Consider the following 17097-nt stretch of genomic DNA (forward strand, 5'->3'; position numbering starts at 1 on the left):
GCCCGGCTAGGACGAGCTCTCGTCGCCGTGGCCGGTGGCGTGCGCGATGGCATCGGCGAGCCACTGTGCCAGGCCAGGTTGGCGTTCTTCGTAGTAGCGCTTGAAGCGTTCATCGGCGATGTAGCCTCGCGAGATCTGAAACTGCATCTCCGGGGTGACGTCGAAGAACTGCGCGATCACCTTCCGGTGTTCCTCGACGAGTTCGGCTGCCTCCGCGCTGTCAGTGGGCACGTCGCGGCGAACAGCGTCGGCGAGTTTGGCATCGATGGCGTCGAAACGCTGCTTGCTGTCCTCCCAGTCGCTCGCGCCCCAGTTATCGGTGCGGTCCTGGTACTGCGCCCAGCCAGCTGTGTCGCCGTAGGCTTCTTGCGCCTCGGCTTGGTGTTCGGTGTGGTTCGGGTCGCCGAGGATCTCGCCGATTTCTTCAAGGGTTGGCTTGTGATTGTTCATCGCTTGCTCCAATAACTTTTCGACGGCCACCACCATCCCATCGATCCGCGAGCGCTCCTCAAGCAGGCGTTCGTGTTGCCTGCGCAGGTGCTCCCGGTTCGAGGTGGGGTGGGAGAGTACTTTTTTGATTTCAGACAGTTTCATACCGGTGGTCCGGTAGACCAGGATGTGCTGGATGCGCTCCAGGTCATCTGGCGTGTACAGCCTGTAGTTTGACCAGCTACGATACACAGGTTCGACGAGGCCGGCCTGCTCCCAGTGGTGCAGGGTTCGCACCGTGATCCCGAATGCGTTGGCCACTTCGCCGACTGTGTAAAGCTCTTCGTTGTTGGTCATGGCAGTCATTGTGCAGCCTGACGTTACGTCAGAGTCAAGCCTTGCTCTCGTCGATCTTGGAAAGCAGCTCGTCCGGGCCATACAGCGCGGTGATGTCGGCGGGAATGAAGAAGTCTTCGGTGAAGAACTGACCCTTGGATGCGAATTCTCTGTTCACCCACGCGCCGAATGCATCCACTGGGATGAGTGGTAAGCCGTACTGGCTGGCGGTCAGGTCGTCGGTGATGAGGGCGTCGCAAAGTGAGATGGGGATTTCCGGGCTGTACACGAGGCCGAGCTCGTCGCACAGGAGCGCCATGCGTGCACCGTCGGTGATGTGGATCCCGTTGATGACGATCGATCCGAGGAACGCCACCTGGTGGCCTTCCTCGAGGATGTCCGCGAGGAAGGTCTCGTAGGGCGAACCCGTGTAGTACCTATGCCAGTCCTCAAAATCGGCGAACGAGACGATCGGGATGCCCAGCTCCCTGGCGGTTCTTGCCTTGCGTGACATGGATGCCGGGTCCCACGCTACGAGGACATCGCACGTGATCTCAGAGACGCTGTCTTCGAAGATGAGCCCGCACGACTCGCAGGCGGAGATGAGCTGTTCTTCGCCGTCGTAAAAGCTGATGGCTTCGCGGCAGCCCGTAAACACCACCCTCATGCCTGGGGAGAGCAGCGCAGCAATGTCGATGTTTTGCTCTTCGCCTTCCGGGAGGGACACCTGCGTCAGCCCTGTCATGATGGCGCGTTTGCGCACCTCCTCTTCGGCCCGCTTCGTCCAAACACCGCGAGACATCCCCCAGGAAGAAAGCCGCAGGGCAGTCTGTTGGAGCATGCGCTGGTCGCCGACTTCCACGCCGGAGCCGGAGAAGGCTGCCCAGGCATTATCGGAGTCGGTCGCGCGGGTCTGATCGAGCTTGAGCGGGACAGCGGGTGCCCAAAACGGCTGGAAGAGCGCGCCTTCTTGCGTATCGGATGCGTCGGGTACCGGCCGCACGTAGGGGATCTCGACGTCCCCTGAGAGGAAATCGAGCGCCATGGAGTGCGCGCGCTCGACGACGGTGCTCCCCTCAACAACGATGTCGAGTGCTTCGGCGTCGATACCGTCCCCGAGCTCCATGTCGAGGCCTCGTGCCTGGTAGCGGCCGGCGTCCTGGGCCCTCTCGAGCCGATCGCCGACGACAATGCCACCCGCAGCCTGCCGTAGCAGCAGCGGCCAAAAGTCCTCGAGCTGCGGCGCGATAGCAACCCCACCCGGAGGAACTTCGTTGTCGAGGCCGAACTGCCCCAAGTCAGACATCGGGTTGAGCCACGTGCCAAAGTCCGCAACGACCTGGCCACGCTCCACAACCACCGCGTGAACGCGAACCACGTGGTAGCTCACATTAAAACTGACACCGTCAAAGGAGAGGAACACGTAACGCTCGGGATCCTGCCTTGCCTCCTCCAGCATCATCTCCAGCGGTGAGTCGGGCCCAGCCAATTCTCCCGCAGCGATGAGTTGCACGCCCCCAAACGGTTCGTTGTTCTTTCGCACGCGCTGCAGGGCGACGCTCATCATCAACAGGAGCTCGGTGTTGAGGTTGTGGGCGTCGTCGATAATTAATGTCTCAGCCAAGCTGAGCAGCAGCTTGGCATCGTTGATGTCCCAGGAACCGCCAGGCAGGACGTCGTCGAGCGTCATGAAGGGATCGAAATTGAATGCAGAGTCGATCGTCAGCCCGCTGATGCCGTTCGCCGCGCCCTCGAGCAGCGCGACGGGCAGCACCCGTTTGCGCTGGCTATCGGGTAGTGCGTCGTTCACCTCCATGAACGTGCGCAGCAGCGTGGACTTGCCGGTGCCGGGCGCGCCGTCGATCACAACGCTCTCGCCGTTGAGCATCGACGCGAGCGCATGCTCGAAGTCCTGCGGCATCGAAATCGCCATGACCTGCACCTTTCACATCAACTATCACTTGTTGACTTCATTGAAGCATGCAGCCCCGACATTGCACGGGCGATGTTCGAACGGGGGTTCGCGGTGCTATTACGTGGTGCAGGGGCGTGCAGCGATTAGCCTGGGAACATCGCTGTTTTCTGCTAGCCAGGCGGCCAACTTCGGGTCAAGCATCCTGGCAAGCTTCAGGGTCTCCTCGTGTGCCTCCGTGCAGGTCATACGGTGAGGCTGTCCAGGCATCGGGAAACCTCTGATGAGCGGTTCATGGTGGGCTACACGGTTTCGAATGCTATTGACTCGCTTGCAAATCCCGTGCACCCAATCTCTGGTGAAACCAGCATGTTGCTGTCTTGCTACGTTTCTTCCTTCAGGGAAAGCATGACGTAGGGCGGCTTCCCAGTTGTGCTCGTAATTGACGCGGACCCGTCTGGGAGACTTGCCTGTATGTCCTCCTTTGTCAAAGAGGTTCGTCCAAAAACCAAATGTACAGTTAGCGAAAAGACGCCCGGGAACATCACCATCGTTTGGACGCTCACGTACCCTCCTGGAAAGTTGCGACCAAGCCACCGCAAGATTCTGCTCTGACCGTTCATCCAACGGGATATCGAGGTACCAGTGGCTGCCCCATTTTGCAGCTGCCGCTTTATTGATCGATTCCCGTAGTGCAACTTCCAAAATGGCAATATCCGCTAGAAATGCAGTAGATAGCTTGATGTTCCATATATAGAGCTCGAGGGCTTCGTCTATGTTGCCGTTCGGCGATTCGCTAAGAAAACTGGCTAAACGAGCGGGCGGGAGAGAACCCCAAAGCAAGGCTGCATTTGTCGAAGGCAGTTGTGTAGGAAACGTCATTGCTATAGGCTAGCCAATGTAGTCCCCCGGATCCGGACCATAGTTAAATGTCTATGGTTCCCGGGGGTTTATTATTCTGAAACGCTTATCGGGTGGTAGCCGGGATGATGACGTTGCGCGGGGTCGCGGTGCCGAAATAATACGAGAGCCCCGGGTGCATGCTTTCGCAGAGGCGCCTCGGGGCGTTCGGGAGTATCCTATCGCGTAAACATGAATGGGGAAAGCATGAATGTAAACGATGAGGTGTTGCGGGGATTTCCGATACCTCGACTGCGGCCATTTTTTGAAGCAGACCGTGGGAATGAAACAGTGGCGTTAGAGCTATACCACCCAACAAGCCTGGATCAGGGTGTTCGCTTGCTGCCCGTGGCGGGGGGTGATGGTGCAAGATTCCCGCGGATTCATCCTTCGCGGCAGCCCCGAATGCTTGCTGCTCGAAGTGGCCATTACCGCGACGAAGCCCTAGAGGCCTCTGTCTATCGATGGGCCTTCGGCGGTTCACGCTAGGCTCATGGCTCGAAATGTGACGGTCGAGGTCTCGGGCTGTAGGCGGGTTTCCAGTCAGAGTGCCAGCAGTGTTCCAAGCTAATCGACATACTCGGGGCGCTTACCTGTTCGATCGTTTCCCTGAGGATTGTCGGTTCGGATTCTATGCTCAGATATGTCGAATCAAGAAATGAGCTGAAAGGAACACCATGGGTTTTCAAACTCCCATGTACACGCTGGAGAAGTACCTCGAACGTACGACGACTGGCGAGATTCAATTGCCGGATTTCCAGCGCGGCTACAAGTGGGATGAGGAACGTGTCCGTCAGCTTTTGGTCACAGTGCTGCGTGGCCATCCGATGGGGGTAGTCATGCTCTTGGAAACGGGCAATGACCAAGTCCGCTTTAAGCCGCGTCCGGTTGAGGGCACACAGGTGAAGGATAAGGAACCGAGCTTTTTGCTTCTCGATGGACAGCAGCGCCTTACCTCGCTTACTCAGGCGTTGACAGGGGCGGGAATCGTGCACACGAAGGACTCTCGTGGCAAGTTGCTTGACCGTAAGTTCTTCATCAACGTCGAAGCTGCGCTGGCAGATCCGGATCGGGTGGAGGAGTCTGTGATTTCGGTCCCGGCTGACGGGAAACTGAAGGCGAACTTCAACCGTGATGTCGTGCTGGACCTCAGTACCACGGAAGCACAGTATGAGAATGGGTATTTCCCTGTAGCTCTGCTGTACAACCCGAATGAATCGTTTCAGTGGATGATGGGCTATCCAGATAGCACAGTATCCATGCAGTTCCACAAAACATATGTGCAGCCTGCCTCTCAGTACCAGCTTCCTGCGATCGAACTAGATAAGGAAACTGACAAGGCGGCAGTGGCCACCGTGTTTGAGAAGGTCAATATCGGCGGCCTTCCTCTTAACGTCTTCGAGCTTCTCACTGCAGTATTCGCTGGGGATGGCTCCTATTACGCGAAAACAGGACAGGACTTCCGGCTTAATGATGATTGGTTGGAGACCAAAAAATTTTGGGAGGACTATCCGGTTCTCACTTCTGTGGAGAACACGGACTTCCTCCAGGCAATTACGATGCTTGCCAGTCTGAAGAAACAGCAGTCGGCGACAGGGGAGGGACGAAAGGGGGCTGTGACCGCGAAACGCGAAGACGTGCTTCGCCTGACTCTCGACGATTATCTCGAGTGGCGCGATCCGCTGCGTGATGCTTTTGTTTGGGCCTCGCAATTTCTCGCAGATTTGCATGTGTTCACTGCCCGAGACATCCCGTACCAGAAACAACTGGTGCCGTTGGCGGCGATCAAGGTGATCCTTGGGAAGGACGCAGACCTGTATTCAATCAAGGCTCGGCTTACTCGCTGGTACTGGTCAGGTGTGTTCGGTGAGCTTTATGGGAGCGCGATCGAGACGCGGTTCGCCCGCGACCTCGAACAGGTGCCAGTGTGGTGCAAAGATGAAACCGCGACTGTGCCACGTACTGTTGTGGACGCAAACTTTGTTGAGTCCCGCCTGCACTCCATGCGTACCCGAAACTCCGCTGCGTACAAGGGCGTGATGGCCTTGCTTATGGCTAATAATTCGAAGGACTGGATGGAAAACAAGACCTTCGGTGCAGTGCAGTACAAAGACATGAATGTCGATATCCACCACATTTTCCCGCAAGCGTGGTGCCACAAGAACGGCATTGACGATGAACATCGTGAGTCCATCGTGAACAAAACCATGCTCAGTGCACGAACTAACCGCGTGATTGGAGGGGTGGCACCTTCGAACTACGTTGGCAAGATCGAACGCAACGCGCAGATCTCTCCGGAGGACCTCAACGCGTTGGTGCGCCCACACCTCGTAGATCCGGAAGCAATGCGGACCGACGACTTCGATGCGTTTTTCACTGCACGCCGTGAAGCTCTGTGTCAGTTGGTCGAGGGGGTCATCGGAAAACCGGTGCAGCGCGACATCTCTGCAGGTCAGGGAGAAGAAGACTCGTCCCACTTTGACCAGGAGGAGATGTAAATGACTGGAAGAAAGCTTCCGACTTTTGACGATTACTTCATCCCTGTCCTGCGAGTGTTGGCTGACGGTGAGGTACGGAAGCGCCGTGACATTGTGGAAGCAGCAACGAGAGCGTTTGGACTTTCGGAGGAACAGCGTGGACAAACAATTCCTTCCGGTGAGCCGGTGTATCTCAACCGAGGAAATTGGGCGATTACTCACTTGAACAAAGCTGGCGCGATCGAGTCTCCGAAACGGGCTCACTGGGTAATCACCGAAGTCGGGAGTGCTTTGCTGGAACGTCACCCGGACGGTATCAATTTCGGTGATTTTAAGCGTCAGATGAGCGGTGGGCAGTATCAAGCGTTTCTCGCGCCGGCCGCTGGTGACGTTTTGCCTGAAGAACATTCTTTGCCCGAGGAGCTAGCCACCCTGACCCCATTTGAGCTGGTGGAGGCTGGTCAACAGCGCCACGAGGCGATGGTTCGAGAGCAGCTTTTAACGCGGCTCCGTCAGAACGACCCGGCGTTCTTCGAAGATGCTGTTCTCGAGCTGCTCATTGCTATGGGGTATGGCGGTTCGTTGGGCAAAGCGACCCGCACTCAGCTTTCCAATGATGGCGGTATCGACGGCGTTATCGACCAAGATGCACTCGGACTCTCAAGGATTTATGTACAGGCGAAGAGATACGCTTCTGGCAATTCTGTCGGTCGCCCTGAGATACAAGCATTCGTCGGTGCGCTACACGGTGCTCAGGCAAATCAGGGCGTTTTTCTGACGACCTCCTCGTATACGCCAAATGCGATAGCCTATGCGGCTTCTGTACCGACTCGGGTCGTGCTTATTGACGGCCCGCTGCTGACCCAACTCATGATTAAGCATGGCGTCGGCGTACAGGTGAAGCGAACAGTCCAGATGGTCGAGATCGATGAGGACTTCTTTGAATAATGACCAGAATGCAGCTGCCAAAGGGAAGAACCATCGATGTGCGCGATCTCGATTCGCTCCGCCCAGCGTTTAAGAAGGGGGAGTCCACATGTGGGGTCTACCGGCTGCATTTTGAAAACGGGGAAGCGTATCCGGGCAAGTCCAAGGATGTGGTGAGGCGCTTTGCGAGTCACCGGCGACGCTGGCCAGACATCGTTGCCGTCGATTTCTTCCCGATGCCGGAAGACCAAATCACGGCCGCGGAGCAATTTTTGATCACCGAGACTGAAGCTCAATACTCGGTGCGAAACATCATGCTTACGAACCGTCCGCGTGGAAATGATCCTGCTGAGATCGTGACTTCAACCGGATCAACCATCACGCTGCCGTGGGAGCGAGAACGAGCGAAAACCGCAACCCAGTCCTATACAGATGAAGTGGACAAAAAGGTGCCAAAGTTGTTGAGACACCCACTTTTCCCGGAGGTACGAGACCTCCTCGGCTGGTACATTTCTACCACCGTGCAAGATCCTGCACGGACTGCGAAGCAGCTGTGGACAGTGTCCTGCATGCCCTCCACGAACCGCACCAAAACCGAGCACCGCCTGCTCACATTGTCCTGTGGCAACTTGGAAACGTTGTTTATTGTCGCGAGCACATCTCACGATTATGCGAACGACCCCAACGCGTTTGTCTACGTAAACATGAACACCGCGCTACTCGACGATGAATCGCGTTTTCGGGATCCTGCGGGAAGATGGGCGGTCGGCCGTCTCGGCTACCGGGGTGAGACCGTTTCGAGTCTCCAGCTCGACCTCGGCACCTTCCTCGCGGTCATTTACGGGCATATTGATTTTCCACACTTCGATGAGCTGGTTGATGCCGCGTTCAATCTGAATACTCGCCTCATGCGCCGTGGCTCCACGATGTACTCGCGCTTCCATAACGAGAAGCTCGCGGACCTGCTTCTCGCGGAAGCAGTGGTTTGGGAGGAGTAGGACCTATCCCTCCACACAACACAATTCTTGGATGGAGGGTTTCTCATGCCCCAGAAGTCAACGGTTAACCGATGGGCATCACGGCTTTGGCAGCTACCACCAACAAAAACGTCTACGGAAAAACCAAACAACACGTCAATACGGAGAAATGGGCCGATTTTTTGATGCAGCAGAAGCATCATTTTTAAATCTTTAGTCCGACGATTCCCCGTCCCCGGCGATACCGTCGTCTGATTCTCCAGTTCGGTCATAAAGCGATATAGCCAGCTCAGACAAGGTAAGTTACGCTGTAGGTTTATCGCTCACGCCGGGAGGTGGACAACATGAAAAGTCTTCAGCTGAAGCTTGACGGTCAACCAGGTGAAATTGATGCCGCAGCTCTGGCAAAGGCACTCGACCATACCGTCAGACTGCTTCGATCGGTGTCAGAAGACCCTATCGACTGCAAAATTGGGGAGCTGCGGGTGGGCAGCGCCTGCGTGGGGGTGTTGGCTTCAGAGAGCAAAGTTGACTCGGTGCTTGATGGACTTAAACAGTTAGAGAATGGTGGCGCTCTTCCCGACGAGTGGGACAGCTCCTCGATAGAAGCCGTGCTCGAAATAGGTAAAATCGCGCGGGACCAGGGGGGGTAACCGATGTCAGCCTCGGCGCGAAGGGTGGCAGGATGTACGTCCTCGAACACCGACTCCTCGACAACGCGCGCGCGACTCTTCGAGAACGCGACGATGCAATGGCCTCATATGGTTCTGTGTCAGGCCGTCTGTATTCTTACTCGCGCAGAAACGAAGAAGTGAAGGCCAGACTTGAAGATGCTCGAACCAGAGCGTCTGTGCAGCTGGATGTGCCGCTTGAACTGCAGGAGCAGTCACGAGTTCACGTCGATCGAAACGTCACGATTTGGGGGCGTGTCAGCAGATCCTCGGACACAAACGCCGTCGTTCGGGTCGAAGTGCTTGAAATTGAATCGGTGGAGCATGCATCGCCGGGGAAAGATCCGAGTCGTTTTATGGGGGTATTGAAAGACTATTGGCCCAGTGCTCTTGATCCCGTTGAGGCGGTGAGGGAGTTCCGTGGCTAAAGCAGAACCACCGTTTATTGTCTTAGATATCTGCCTTGCTTATATGCACAAAGCGTGTCAAGCGTGAGAGTGAGTAGAGCTTCCGGCTCGAGTGCACTCCAGTAGAAGGAACCTCGCCCGAGTACAGACGAGGCGTCGAAGCGTCAGGAGGGGTTCCTTCGTTTATGTCCGGTCAAAGCCTCTGCTCACAACCCCTCGACCGCCCCGAGGAACCCCGCGATGATCTCGCGGTACGTACCGTGCAGGTCTACGGTGGCGAAGCGGAACGGGTGGCCCTGGATCACGACAGTTTCGTTCACCGCCTTGCCGATGACCGGGTGCAACAGCACACCCCGGGTGTGTGGCCCGAAGCCTGGGTTGGCCTGCTGACTCATCACGTAGGAGTAAATCTGATACAGGTAGCCCGAGCGGAACTTGCCGGCGTGGTATTGGGTGGGCTGCAGGATCTCGTTGAACTTGGTGTCGAGAATGATTGGGGGCGCGCCGGGCGGGCGCAGGATGATGTCGGTGATCATGCCGGGCAGCAGGGTAGTGCCTTCGCCGCCAGTGGAAGAAAGGTCCCACCGAAGATGTTTGCCGCCCTTGATATCCCAGGTTGGGAGGTTGGCGGTGTAGGCGCCGAGGGCGGCAGCCTCGAAGAGGAGGCGCATCTGGGGGTCGCTAATGTCGGAAGATAACGTGCGCAGCGATCCAGCTTGGGTGGTCGGCACGGCGAGGTCGTGGATGAGTTTCGCGGCGGCGATCATGCGCAGGTCGGCGGAGGCGTTGCGGTCATGCTCGAGGGCGGCGACGGCACGGCCATCCGGCTTCTGACCGCCAACACCGGCGGCGCCGAACTGATCGGCAAGGTGGTGGCAGCGGGGGTCCGCGTCGGGGAAGCGGGTCGCACGAATGAGCGCGGAGCGGACCAGCCTGTTGGTCGGAGTATCGAGGGAGAGCTCGTCGAAGTGGCAGCGGATGCGGCCACGTGTGAGGAGCTGGTCGCGCGCGGTGCCAAGCAGGTCGATCTTGCTTCGTACACGGCGGATGTCCGCGGTGTGACGCTCGAATCCGACGCGCAGTCCGTTGCGGAGGCGGTGCTGGGTGGCGTCGGCAAGGATGGTTGAGACCAGCTCAATAACATCCTTATCGACGAGCTCCGCGCCGGACAACGCGATCCCACCATCGCGGTACAACTTCGACGCCAGCAGCTGTAGCAGCCAGACGTTGCGGACAGGGATGGGCGTCACGCTTGCGTGCTTCCCGTGTGTAGTGCAGCCGAAAGCTGGGACTCCGCTTTCGCTACTTTGTCGCGATCATCAAACCAGTATTCCTCGAGTAGTGGCAGGATCTCGGTGTCGGTGACTACCTGCAGCCAGGCGCGGGTTTTCGCGAGGGCGTCCACCTTGGCTTGGGTGTCGATGCGTTCGGTGGGCACGACGTAGCTGTGGCCGATTTGGTACTCGGGGCCCAGCAGCTGGTCGTCGTGGATGTCCTGGTTCAGGTCGGCGAGGGCAGCGCGGTAGGCGTCGGCGATACTCGCGTCGTAGCCGAGCTGCGTGACGTACTCCAACCAGCGGTTGTTGATCTGGGGGTAGAGGTTGGTGAAGGCGAAGCGGCGTCGAAAAGCCATGTCGACGAGTGCGAGCGAGCGATCCGCGAGGTTCATCGTGCCAATGATGTAGAGATTCGGCGGGAGGTAGAACTGCTCGTCGGTCCGCGGGTAGATGAGCTGCATCGCGGCGGCGGGGACACGCTTAGTGTTCTCCATGAGGGTGAGCATCTCGCCGAAGATCTGGGCGGGGTTGCCGCGGTTGATCTCCTCGATGATCATGACATAGCGGGTGTCCTGGTCTGCGCGGGCCCGTTCGGCGAGGGTGAGGAGGGGGCCGTCGATAAGCTCGAGGCTGCCGGTCGGCGATGGGCGGTACCCGCGGACGAAATCCTCGTAGCTCATGGAGGGGTGGAACTGCATGACCGTGAGCGAATCCGTGTTTTTCTCCCCGATGAGCGCGTACGCGAGGCGGCGGGCGAGCCAGGTTTTGCCCGTGCCGGGAGGGCCCTGGAGGATGAGGTTCTTTTTCGTTTCCAGGCTGTGCAACATGCTGGTTAGCTGGGCTTCTTCGAGGAAGCAGCCGTCGTCGATGATTTGGCTGACGTCGTAGCTGTTGTCGGTGGACTCGGCAGCGGGCTCGTCCTCGATGATGGTGGCTGGCTCCACGCGGTGCACGAACGCCTCGTGGGAAAGCTCCACGATGGTGCTTGGGCTTTCGGCACTCTCGCTGATCCAGTCGGTGACGCTGTCGAGCGTTGCGACGTACTCGTCGCCAGTCATTGCACGGTTGAGGTTGAGCGTTTCTGGGTTGGGGTACTGCTGGTTGAGGTAGCGCACATTCTGCGAATCGACGGCCACGAACTTTCGTGGGCGCAGGTAGAACAAGCCCATCGTGGTTTTGACGACGGAGTTGCGCCGGGCCGCATCAAACGTAGCGACGAAAGCCTCTTCGGCCGCGTCTGTCCCCGAGTCCGCGTAGCGGACAGCCGCCTCGGCGAGATCCCACAACTGCTCCACGTTGCTTTCGGAATCATCGGCGTTTTCGGCAGGGAAGTGCATGAACCACGAGTTGAGGTTGTTCAGGAGCGGGACGCCGCTAAACCCAGTCGGCGCCGGGGCCTCGATGCCAAAGACCTGCTTGTATGCCTCCGCGATGCGGAGGCGGTTGGCATCGATGATGCTCCGGTTGAACGGGGCAAAGACCGTAAACGGATCAATATCGCGGACCCGAGTGCCGTCGCTGTAGCGCTCGTTGGAGGGAAGTAGGAACTTGAACAGGTCGGGCTTGCCGCTGACCGTCCCGCACTCCAGCACCTTATCCAGCAGTTCAGTGCGGCTAGTTCTGTACGTGAGCACGGTATTGGCGAGCTCTTCGTAGAACGGCACCCAATCAAACACCGGTTGCTTGGTCGCAGGGTTGACGCCTCTGAGCAGATCAAGGATTTCCTGCCTGCCGTTTCGCACTTCAAAGAAGGACATCCCAGACCCGAGCGTGTTCAGCGTTGACTGGGACAGGTTGGCACGCGGGATGTCGATGTGCTTCCACTCCACAGGCAACCGGTGCGGCGCTGTCGGGCCCTGTTCCTCGAAGTAGTACGGCCCGGTAACCACGCCGATGCTCAGCGTTTTGTTTTCCCGGTTGCTCAGTACAACCACGTCACCGACCTGTGCCTGGCGTGAAAAGCGGTAAAGTACTCCGACGACCTGACCACTTTCGAAGGCAGTCTTGTCGGGGAACCATTCACTGTAGGCGTCCCTGAGCGCGTCTTTGGAGGCGAAGCTTCGCAGGTCAACCGGAAATCTGTAACTGACGCCGACGCAGCCATGTGCAATCGGATCAAAATCCGTCTTGTTATTGTGGGCTCCCCACACGTGCTGGGCCATAGCTCTCCTTCGACGTCCGCTGAAGCGTGTTGCCTTTACATTAGCGGGCCGGGCGCCCCAGGTGCGGGGTGCAAGGTTCCGGTCGACCTGCTCGCGTCGACCAACCCTGGTCAGTACGAAATCGGCAAAATCGCACCAAAAAGGCCCAAAACGTCGTGACCTGCGTTGGTCGACCGGAAGAGGTCGACGGGAACGGAAGCGACGGGAACGAACGCCCCAGAAACGCCTCAAAATCTGCCCGGAAACCTTTACTCCAAACCATATATTGCACTAAGGTAAGGCAAGCCTAATATTTCTACGAGGAGGGTGAACCTTATGAAGAAGTCCCAACGCAGGATCTACGCCACGCTGCCAGTGCTGCCCGCGGTTGTGCTCGCGGCAAGTCTCGCCGTCGCGCCGCTGGCCGTCCCTGCCCAAGCACAGGAGGCTGACACTACGGCCGCCGCGTCCGTCGCCGCGGCTCAGCCAGCTGGGTCAACACCGCTTGCTGACGCCCAATCCCAAACCCTGGAGTGGGAACTGAGCAAACGCGCCCTGCTGTGGGACGCCGCAGTGGAAGGGGAGGGAGTCTCCGTCGTCCCGGTGGACGAGTCCGAGCCGAACAATGGGAGCCTGAAGCTGACGAAGGCGACCGGCTGGGTCGACGAGGACACCAAAGCGCTGTCGGTGCAGTGGACCGGCCAGGTGACCTACACGATTAACGGCGCGCAAACGATCACGTTCAAGGACTTCGCACTCGAAGTCGATGTGGAGGGTGCAGGTAAGATTACGGCGGTCGTGAGTTCGGCGGACCCGAACCAGGCAGCAAATAATAAGGAAGCGAAGCGGGTCACCGTCGCGACGTTCAAGGGTGCCAACGTTGCCGTCGATGGCAAGACAGTGACGGTGGGGGCGACGCCGGAGTACGAAGGGGTCGTCTATAAGCGGGATGAGGACATTTCCTACCCGGATGCATGGCCGACTGAGCTGGTGAACAACGTGACGGACTCGGTGCGGTCGTGGTTCTACAACTCCGGGAGCAGGTGGGAGGACCAGAAGAAGCCGGCGCCGTTTGCTGTGACGCTGGAGCTCGGCGAGAAGCCCGAGAAGCCTGCCGAGCCGGAACCGGCACCAGTGCCAGGGCAGCAGCCAGAAGGCGGCATCCGCGATGCCTCGATTAACCGTGACGGCCACCTGATCCTGACCTTCACCAACGGCACGACCAAGGACCTCGGCAAAGTGGTGGGGAAGGACGGCAAGGACGGCCGCAACGGTGCTGATGGTAAGGACGGTCACGATGGTCGTGACGGCCGCGACGCGCCTGCCGGTCGAGACGGTAAGGATGGACGCGACGGTACCGCAGGAAAAGACGGCGCCCCAGGCAAGGAAGGCGCCGCAGGCACAAATGGCAACAACGGCAAGGACGGTCGCGGTATCGCGTCGGTGAAGACGGATAAGGACGGCAAGCTCGTCGTGACGCTGACGGATGGGACGGTGCTGCCGCCGGTCGAGATGCCGTCGGTGCAGCAGCAGGGCATGGCCCCGGAGTCGATTGTGGCGATTGTGCTGGGGGTCATCGCCACGCTGTTGGGTGGGTTCGCCGCGTTGCATACGCTCGCGGCGAGCATCCTGCCGAAGATCTAACGCTGCAGGTGCTTCAGTAGCGCCGCGATCACGGGGGACTGGGTAGCCAGGCCAGCAACGACGGCGAGTAGGGCCACCCCGCCCGCGATCAGCACCGCGCCCCAAGCCGGGAACTTGGTAGGGGCAGCAGGGGTAGTGGGCTCTGCAGGCTCAGCAGGTACGGTAGGCGCTGCAGGCGCAGTGGTCGTCGAAGTTGGGGTGGTCGGAGTGGTCGTCGGCGCCTCCTTGGCCTCTGCAACTTCGACCTGCACGGGGTTGGTCGGCATGGTGAAGCGCAGCGCCTGCGTCGCGGGGTCGACTGTGTAGTCCTTCACCCCGGTCACCGACCATTTCGCCTTCGTGTTCAGGGGGCTCGCCAGGGTGACATCGGTGCCGGGCGCCACGTATTCGCCGTACTCGTGCGCGATGCCCGCCGCGTACAGTCGCTGGCTGATTGGTTTATCGACGTCCCCTACGACAAAGCGCGTCGACGTCCCGAAGTCCGTGGTGACGAATGTGCCGTTGACCCATCGGCTGGCGTTGACGGAGGCTTGGTAGACGCCGGGGTCGGCGTCGTCGAACTTGGCGGTGCGGGCGTTGGGGTCGGAAAGGTCGAGGCTGCGTAGGGTTTTGGCGCTGGTGCAGTGTTCGACGCACTCGATCTGGGCGCGCCACGCGGTGCCGGGGACGGACTCGTAGTAGTCCCACGCGACGGTGACGTTGTGCTGCTGGTCGATCTCGCCGCGGACGTTGGATGGCGTCGCTACGTGGTCTGTTGTTACCGACGGCACCTTGAACGTGACGCCGCGATCGAAGTAGCGCTCGCTGAGTGCCAGGGCGTGCGCCGCCATGATCCCGACCGTGTAGGTTTGCCCCGGTTGCAGCGTGTTTGCCTCCACAAGCAGGTCGAGGTCCAGCTTCCCGCCGTTGTCTTCCATCACGGCGGCGGGGATCCAGCGAGCGACGAGCGCGTCGCCGTCGCCGGTCATGGTGGAGCAGTGGTTGAGGCGCCACACCCGCGTCGGCGTGAGCACGACGTAGACGCCGTTGGACGCCCCAGGCGTCGACGCCGGGTTGATCCCCGACCCCTTCAACTTGAACGTGATGTCCTTGGTTGGGTCGATGGTGTCGGGGCCGGTGACGTCGAACTGCACGCCGAGGTTCGGGTGCCGCGTGTCGAGTTCGCCGGTGCAGCCGGGGGCGGTGGCGGCGTCGATAGTTGGGAAGGCGTGCGCGACCGCAACGTTGGGGCTGAGCAGGGCGAATAGTGCAGCGCCCGTTGTGGCGCGGCGCCGTGTGGATACGTTCAAGATGAGACTCCCCTCATTGGTTAACTTAGGTTAGCCTTATCTTAAATGTCTATCGCTATTGTGTGCAACGGTTTGCACGCTTTTCGACGCCCACTCCTGCGCTGGAGCCGCTTCTAGAACGGCAGCGCCTGCGCAACCTGCGGGGGCAGTACGCCGACGGCCTTCGCGCCGTAGCCGATGGCTCCCAGGTCCGCTGTAGCAACGGCGATCCAGGTTAGGATCCAACCGACCTGCGTGGCCCGGTAGGCCTCCTCGGCGGAGGAACCGTTCTCCACGGAACCGTACACCCAGTCGCGGGTGGCCTGGGTATCTGGTGCGGCGCCGGTGCCCTTTTCTTGCAGGATCTCCCGGAGCTCGAAGCGCTCGGCTTTCGTGCGGATCTTCTTTTCGACCTCCTGCACCTTGCCATCAAACTTATCCAGCGTGTCGAGGATGTCTGGGTTCTCTTCTGCCTGCGTGGTCGGGGCGACGGCGAGGGAAAGTGCGGTAGCGCCAGCCAGGGCTGCGGCTGTAATGCGACGCTTCATGGGAACGCCTTCAAACGTATAAACAAAAGGTATGGGAATCGGCATACGATTAGATGGTTCCGAGCGTAGCAGCCATGTTGGGTTGGCGCGAGAATAGCTGGATCCTCCGCGATTTTTGCAAATGGGAGTAACAGGATGGTAGTAATCCCCATTTAGCAAGCATTTTCGAGGATTACTACCATCCTGTTACTACAATCTAGGTTTTAGTAGCGTGAAATCGCGCAGAATATCGCAAACCTCAGTGAATTCCAGCCCTACGCGTACGGCACGACCATCCCGCCGAACGCCAGCGCAACAGCCGTGAGCACGGCCCAGGCCAGCATGGCCTTGCCGTTGAGTCCAAGGACCGGGATGAGGGCGGTGCCGGTCGCGCCGCTGCGAACCTTCAAGATGGCGGCGATCGCCAGGGGGAGCGCCACCAGTCCGACCAGGGCCGGCGCGTACACCAGGGCCAACAGCACGCTGACTACGAACGGGACGCAGGTCAGGACGGTGAACAGGGTGCGGGCGCGGCTGTCGCCGAGGCGGACCGCGATGGTCTGCTTGCCGGAGGCGGAGTCGGTGGGGATGTCGCGGATGTTGTTGACTAGGTTCACGGAGGCGGAGATCGCGCCCACCGCCACCGCGACCAGCAGGCCTTCCCAGGACAGGAACCCGGTCTGGACGAACTCGGTGCCCATCACGGCGACGAGGCCGAAGAAGATGAAGACGCTGACCTCGCCAAGTCCGATGTAGCCGTAGGGGTTGTTGCCGCCGGTGTAGAACCAGGCGGCCGCGATGCAGGCCGCGCCGACCAGGATTAGCCACCACGCCCCGGCCAACGCGGACAGGATGATGCCGAGCAGCCCGGCGACTCCGAACGCGACGAAGGCGGCCAGCTTCACATCTTTCGGCTCGGCAAGTCCGCTGGCGGTGATGCGTGTGGGGCCGGAGCGGTCGTCGTCGGTGCCGCGGATGCCGTCGGAGTAGTCGTTGGCAAAGTTCACGCCGATGATCAGCGCCCACGCCACGAGCAGCGCAAGCAGGGCGCGGCCCAGGTGGGCCTGCGCGGTAAAGGCGGCGACGCCGGTGCCGGCGATGACGGGCGCGAATGCGTTCGGCCAGGTATGCGGGCGGGAGGCTTCCCACCACGCGTGCAGGTTGGGTTGTGCGTTCATGGTTTCCATCATGCCCCGTGTCGGGC

14 protein-coding genes are annotated in these 17097 nt (G+C 59.6%); 6 read left to right on the plus strand and 8 right to left on the minus strand.

Annotation, left to right across the window (positions count from 1 at the left end):
• Nucleotides 1-6: 6 nt before the first annotated feature.
• The 3 genes from HMPREF3170_RS02030 to HMPREF3170_RS11230 all read right to left on the minus strand — a co-directional run bounded on the left by HMPREF3170_RS02030 (nt 7) and on the right by HMPREF3170_RS11230 (nt 3559).
• Nucleotides 7-786 carry a MerR family transcriptional regulator gene (locus HMPREF3170_RS02030; protein WP_070477769.1) on the minus strand — a complete coding sequence of 260 codons (780 nt, stop codon included), beginning with the start codon at nt 784-786 and terminating at the stop codon, nt 7-9.
• A gap of 34 nt (nt 787-820) precedes the next feature.
• Nucleotides 821-2698 (minus strand): AAA family ATPase, encoded by a 1878-nt coding sequence (locus tag HMPREF3170_RS02035; RefSeq protein WP_070477413.1) that lies wholly within the window; start codon nt 2696-2698, stop codon nt 821-823.
• A gap of 99 nt (nt 2699-2797) precedes the next feature.
• Nucleotides 2798-3559, minus strand: coding sequence for an Abi family protein (locus tag HMPREF3170_RS11230; protein WP_083290803.1), 762 nt, complete (start codon nt 3557-3559; stop codon nt 2798-2800).
• 695 nt (nt 3560-4254) lie between these two features.
• On the opposite strand from HMPREF3170_RS11230, the gene HMPREF3170_RS02045 reads away from it, so the two are divergent.
• The 5 genes from HMPREF3170_RS02045 (at nt 4255) to HMPREF3170_RS11495 (ending at nt 9057) form a co-directional block, all read left to right on the plus strand.
• Nucleotides 4255-6075: a GmrSD restriction endonuclease domain-containing protein gene (locus HMPREF3170_RS02045; RefSeq protein ID WP_070477417.1), complete on the plus strand. Its 1821-nt coding sequence runs from the start codon at nt 4255-4257 to the stop codon at nt 6073-6075.
• On the plus strand, nt 6076-7002 hold the full coding sequence (locus HMPREF3170_RS02050; RefSeq protein ID WP_070477419.1) for a restriction endonuclease: 927 nt from the start codon (nt 6076-6078) through the stop codon (nt 7000-7002). It begins immediately after the preceding gene.
• Nucleotides 7002-7979 (plus strand): GIY-YIG nuclease family protein, encoded by a 978-nt coding sequence (locus HMPREF3170_RS02055; protein ID WP_246814890.1) that lies wholly within the window; start codon nt 7002-7004, stop codon nt 7977-7979. Before HMPREF3170_RS02050 ends, HMPREF3170_RS02055 begins: the two co-directional genes overlap by 1 nt.
• Nucleotides 7980-8302: 323 nt before the next feature.
• Nucleotides 8303-8611, plus strand: coding sequence for a hypothetical protein (locus HMPREF3170_RS02060; RefSeq protein WP_141742159.1), 309 nt, complete (start codon nt 8303-8305; stop codon nt 8609-8611).
• A 32-nt stretch (nt 8612-8643) separates the two neighbouring features.
• Nucleotides 8644-9057: a hypothetical protein gene (locus tag HMPREF3170_RS11495; RefSeq protein WP_141742160.1), complete on the plus strand. Its 414-nt coding sequence runs from the start codon at nt 8644-8646 to the stop codon at nt 9055-9057.
• A 185-nt stretch (nt 9058-9242) separates the two neighbouring features.
• Here HMPREF3170_RS11495 and HMPREF3170_RS02065 read toward each other — a convergent pair whose 3' ends face one another.
• Together HMPREF3170_RS02065 and HMPREF3170_RS02070 are read right to left on the minus strand one after the other, a co-directional pair.
• Nucleotides 9243-10286 (minus strand): 5-methylcytosine restriction system specificity protein McrC, encoded by a 1044-nt coding sequence (locus HMPREF3170_RS02065; RefSeq protein ID WP_070477424.1) that lies wholly within the window; start codon nt 10284-10286, stop codon nt 9243-9245.
• Nucleotides 10283-12475 (minus strand): AAA family ATPase, encoded by a 2193-nt coding sequence (locus HMPREF3170_RS02070; protein WP_070477427.1) that lies wholly within the window; start codon nt 12473-12475, stop codon nt 10283-10285. Before HMPREF3170_RS02070 ends, HMPREF3170_RS02065 begins: the two co-directional genes overlap by 4 nt.
• Before the next feature lie 315 nt (nt 12476-12790).
• Here HMPREF3170_RS02070 and HMPREF3170_RS02075 point away from each other — a divergent pair, with 315 nt between their 5' ends.
• Nucleotides 12791-14098, plus strand: a complete 1308-nt coding sequence (locus HMPREF3170_RS02075) for an HtaA domain-containing protein (RefSeq protein WP_070477429.1) — start codon at nt 12791-12793, stop codon at nt 14096-14098.
• Here HMPREF3170_RS02075 and HMPREF3170_RS02080 read toward each other — a convergent pair.
• The 3 genes from HMPREF3170_RS02080 to HMPREF3170_RS02090 all read right to left on the minus strand — a co-directional run bounded on the left by HMPREF3170_RS02080 (nt 14095) and on the right by HMPREF3170_RS02090 (nt 17080).
• Nucleotides 14095-15387, minus strand: a complete 1293-nt coding sequence (locus HMPREF3170_RS02080; protein ID WP_070477431.1) for a hypothetical protein — start codon at nt 15385-15387, stop codon at nt 14095-14097. The genes HMPREF3170_RS02075 and HMPREF3170_RS02080 overlap by 4 nt on opposite strands.
• A gap of 113 nt (nt 15388-15500) precedes the next feature.
• Nucleotides 15501-15914: a hypothetical protein gene (locus HMPREF3170_RS02085; RefSeq protein ID WP_070477433.1), complete on the minus strand. Its 414-nt coding sequence runs from the start codon at nt 15912-15914 to the stop codon at nt 15501-15503.
• A 254-nt stretch (nt 15915-16168) separates the two neighbouring features.
• On the minus strand, nt 16169-17080 hold the full coding sequence (locus tag HMPREF3170_RS02090; RefSeq protein ID WP_070477773.1) for a 1,4-dihydroxy-2-naphthoate polyprenyltransferase: 912 nt from the start codon (nt 17078-17080) through the stop codon (nt 16169-16171).
• Between the last annotated feature and the right edge of the window lie 17 nt (nt 17081-17097).

The organism is Corynebacterium sp. HMSC08D02, assembly GCF_001807505.1.
Lineage (GTDB): Bacteria > Actinomycetota > Actinomycetes > Mycobacteriales > Mycobacteriaceae > Corynebacterium > Corynebacterium pseudogenitalium.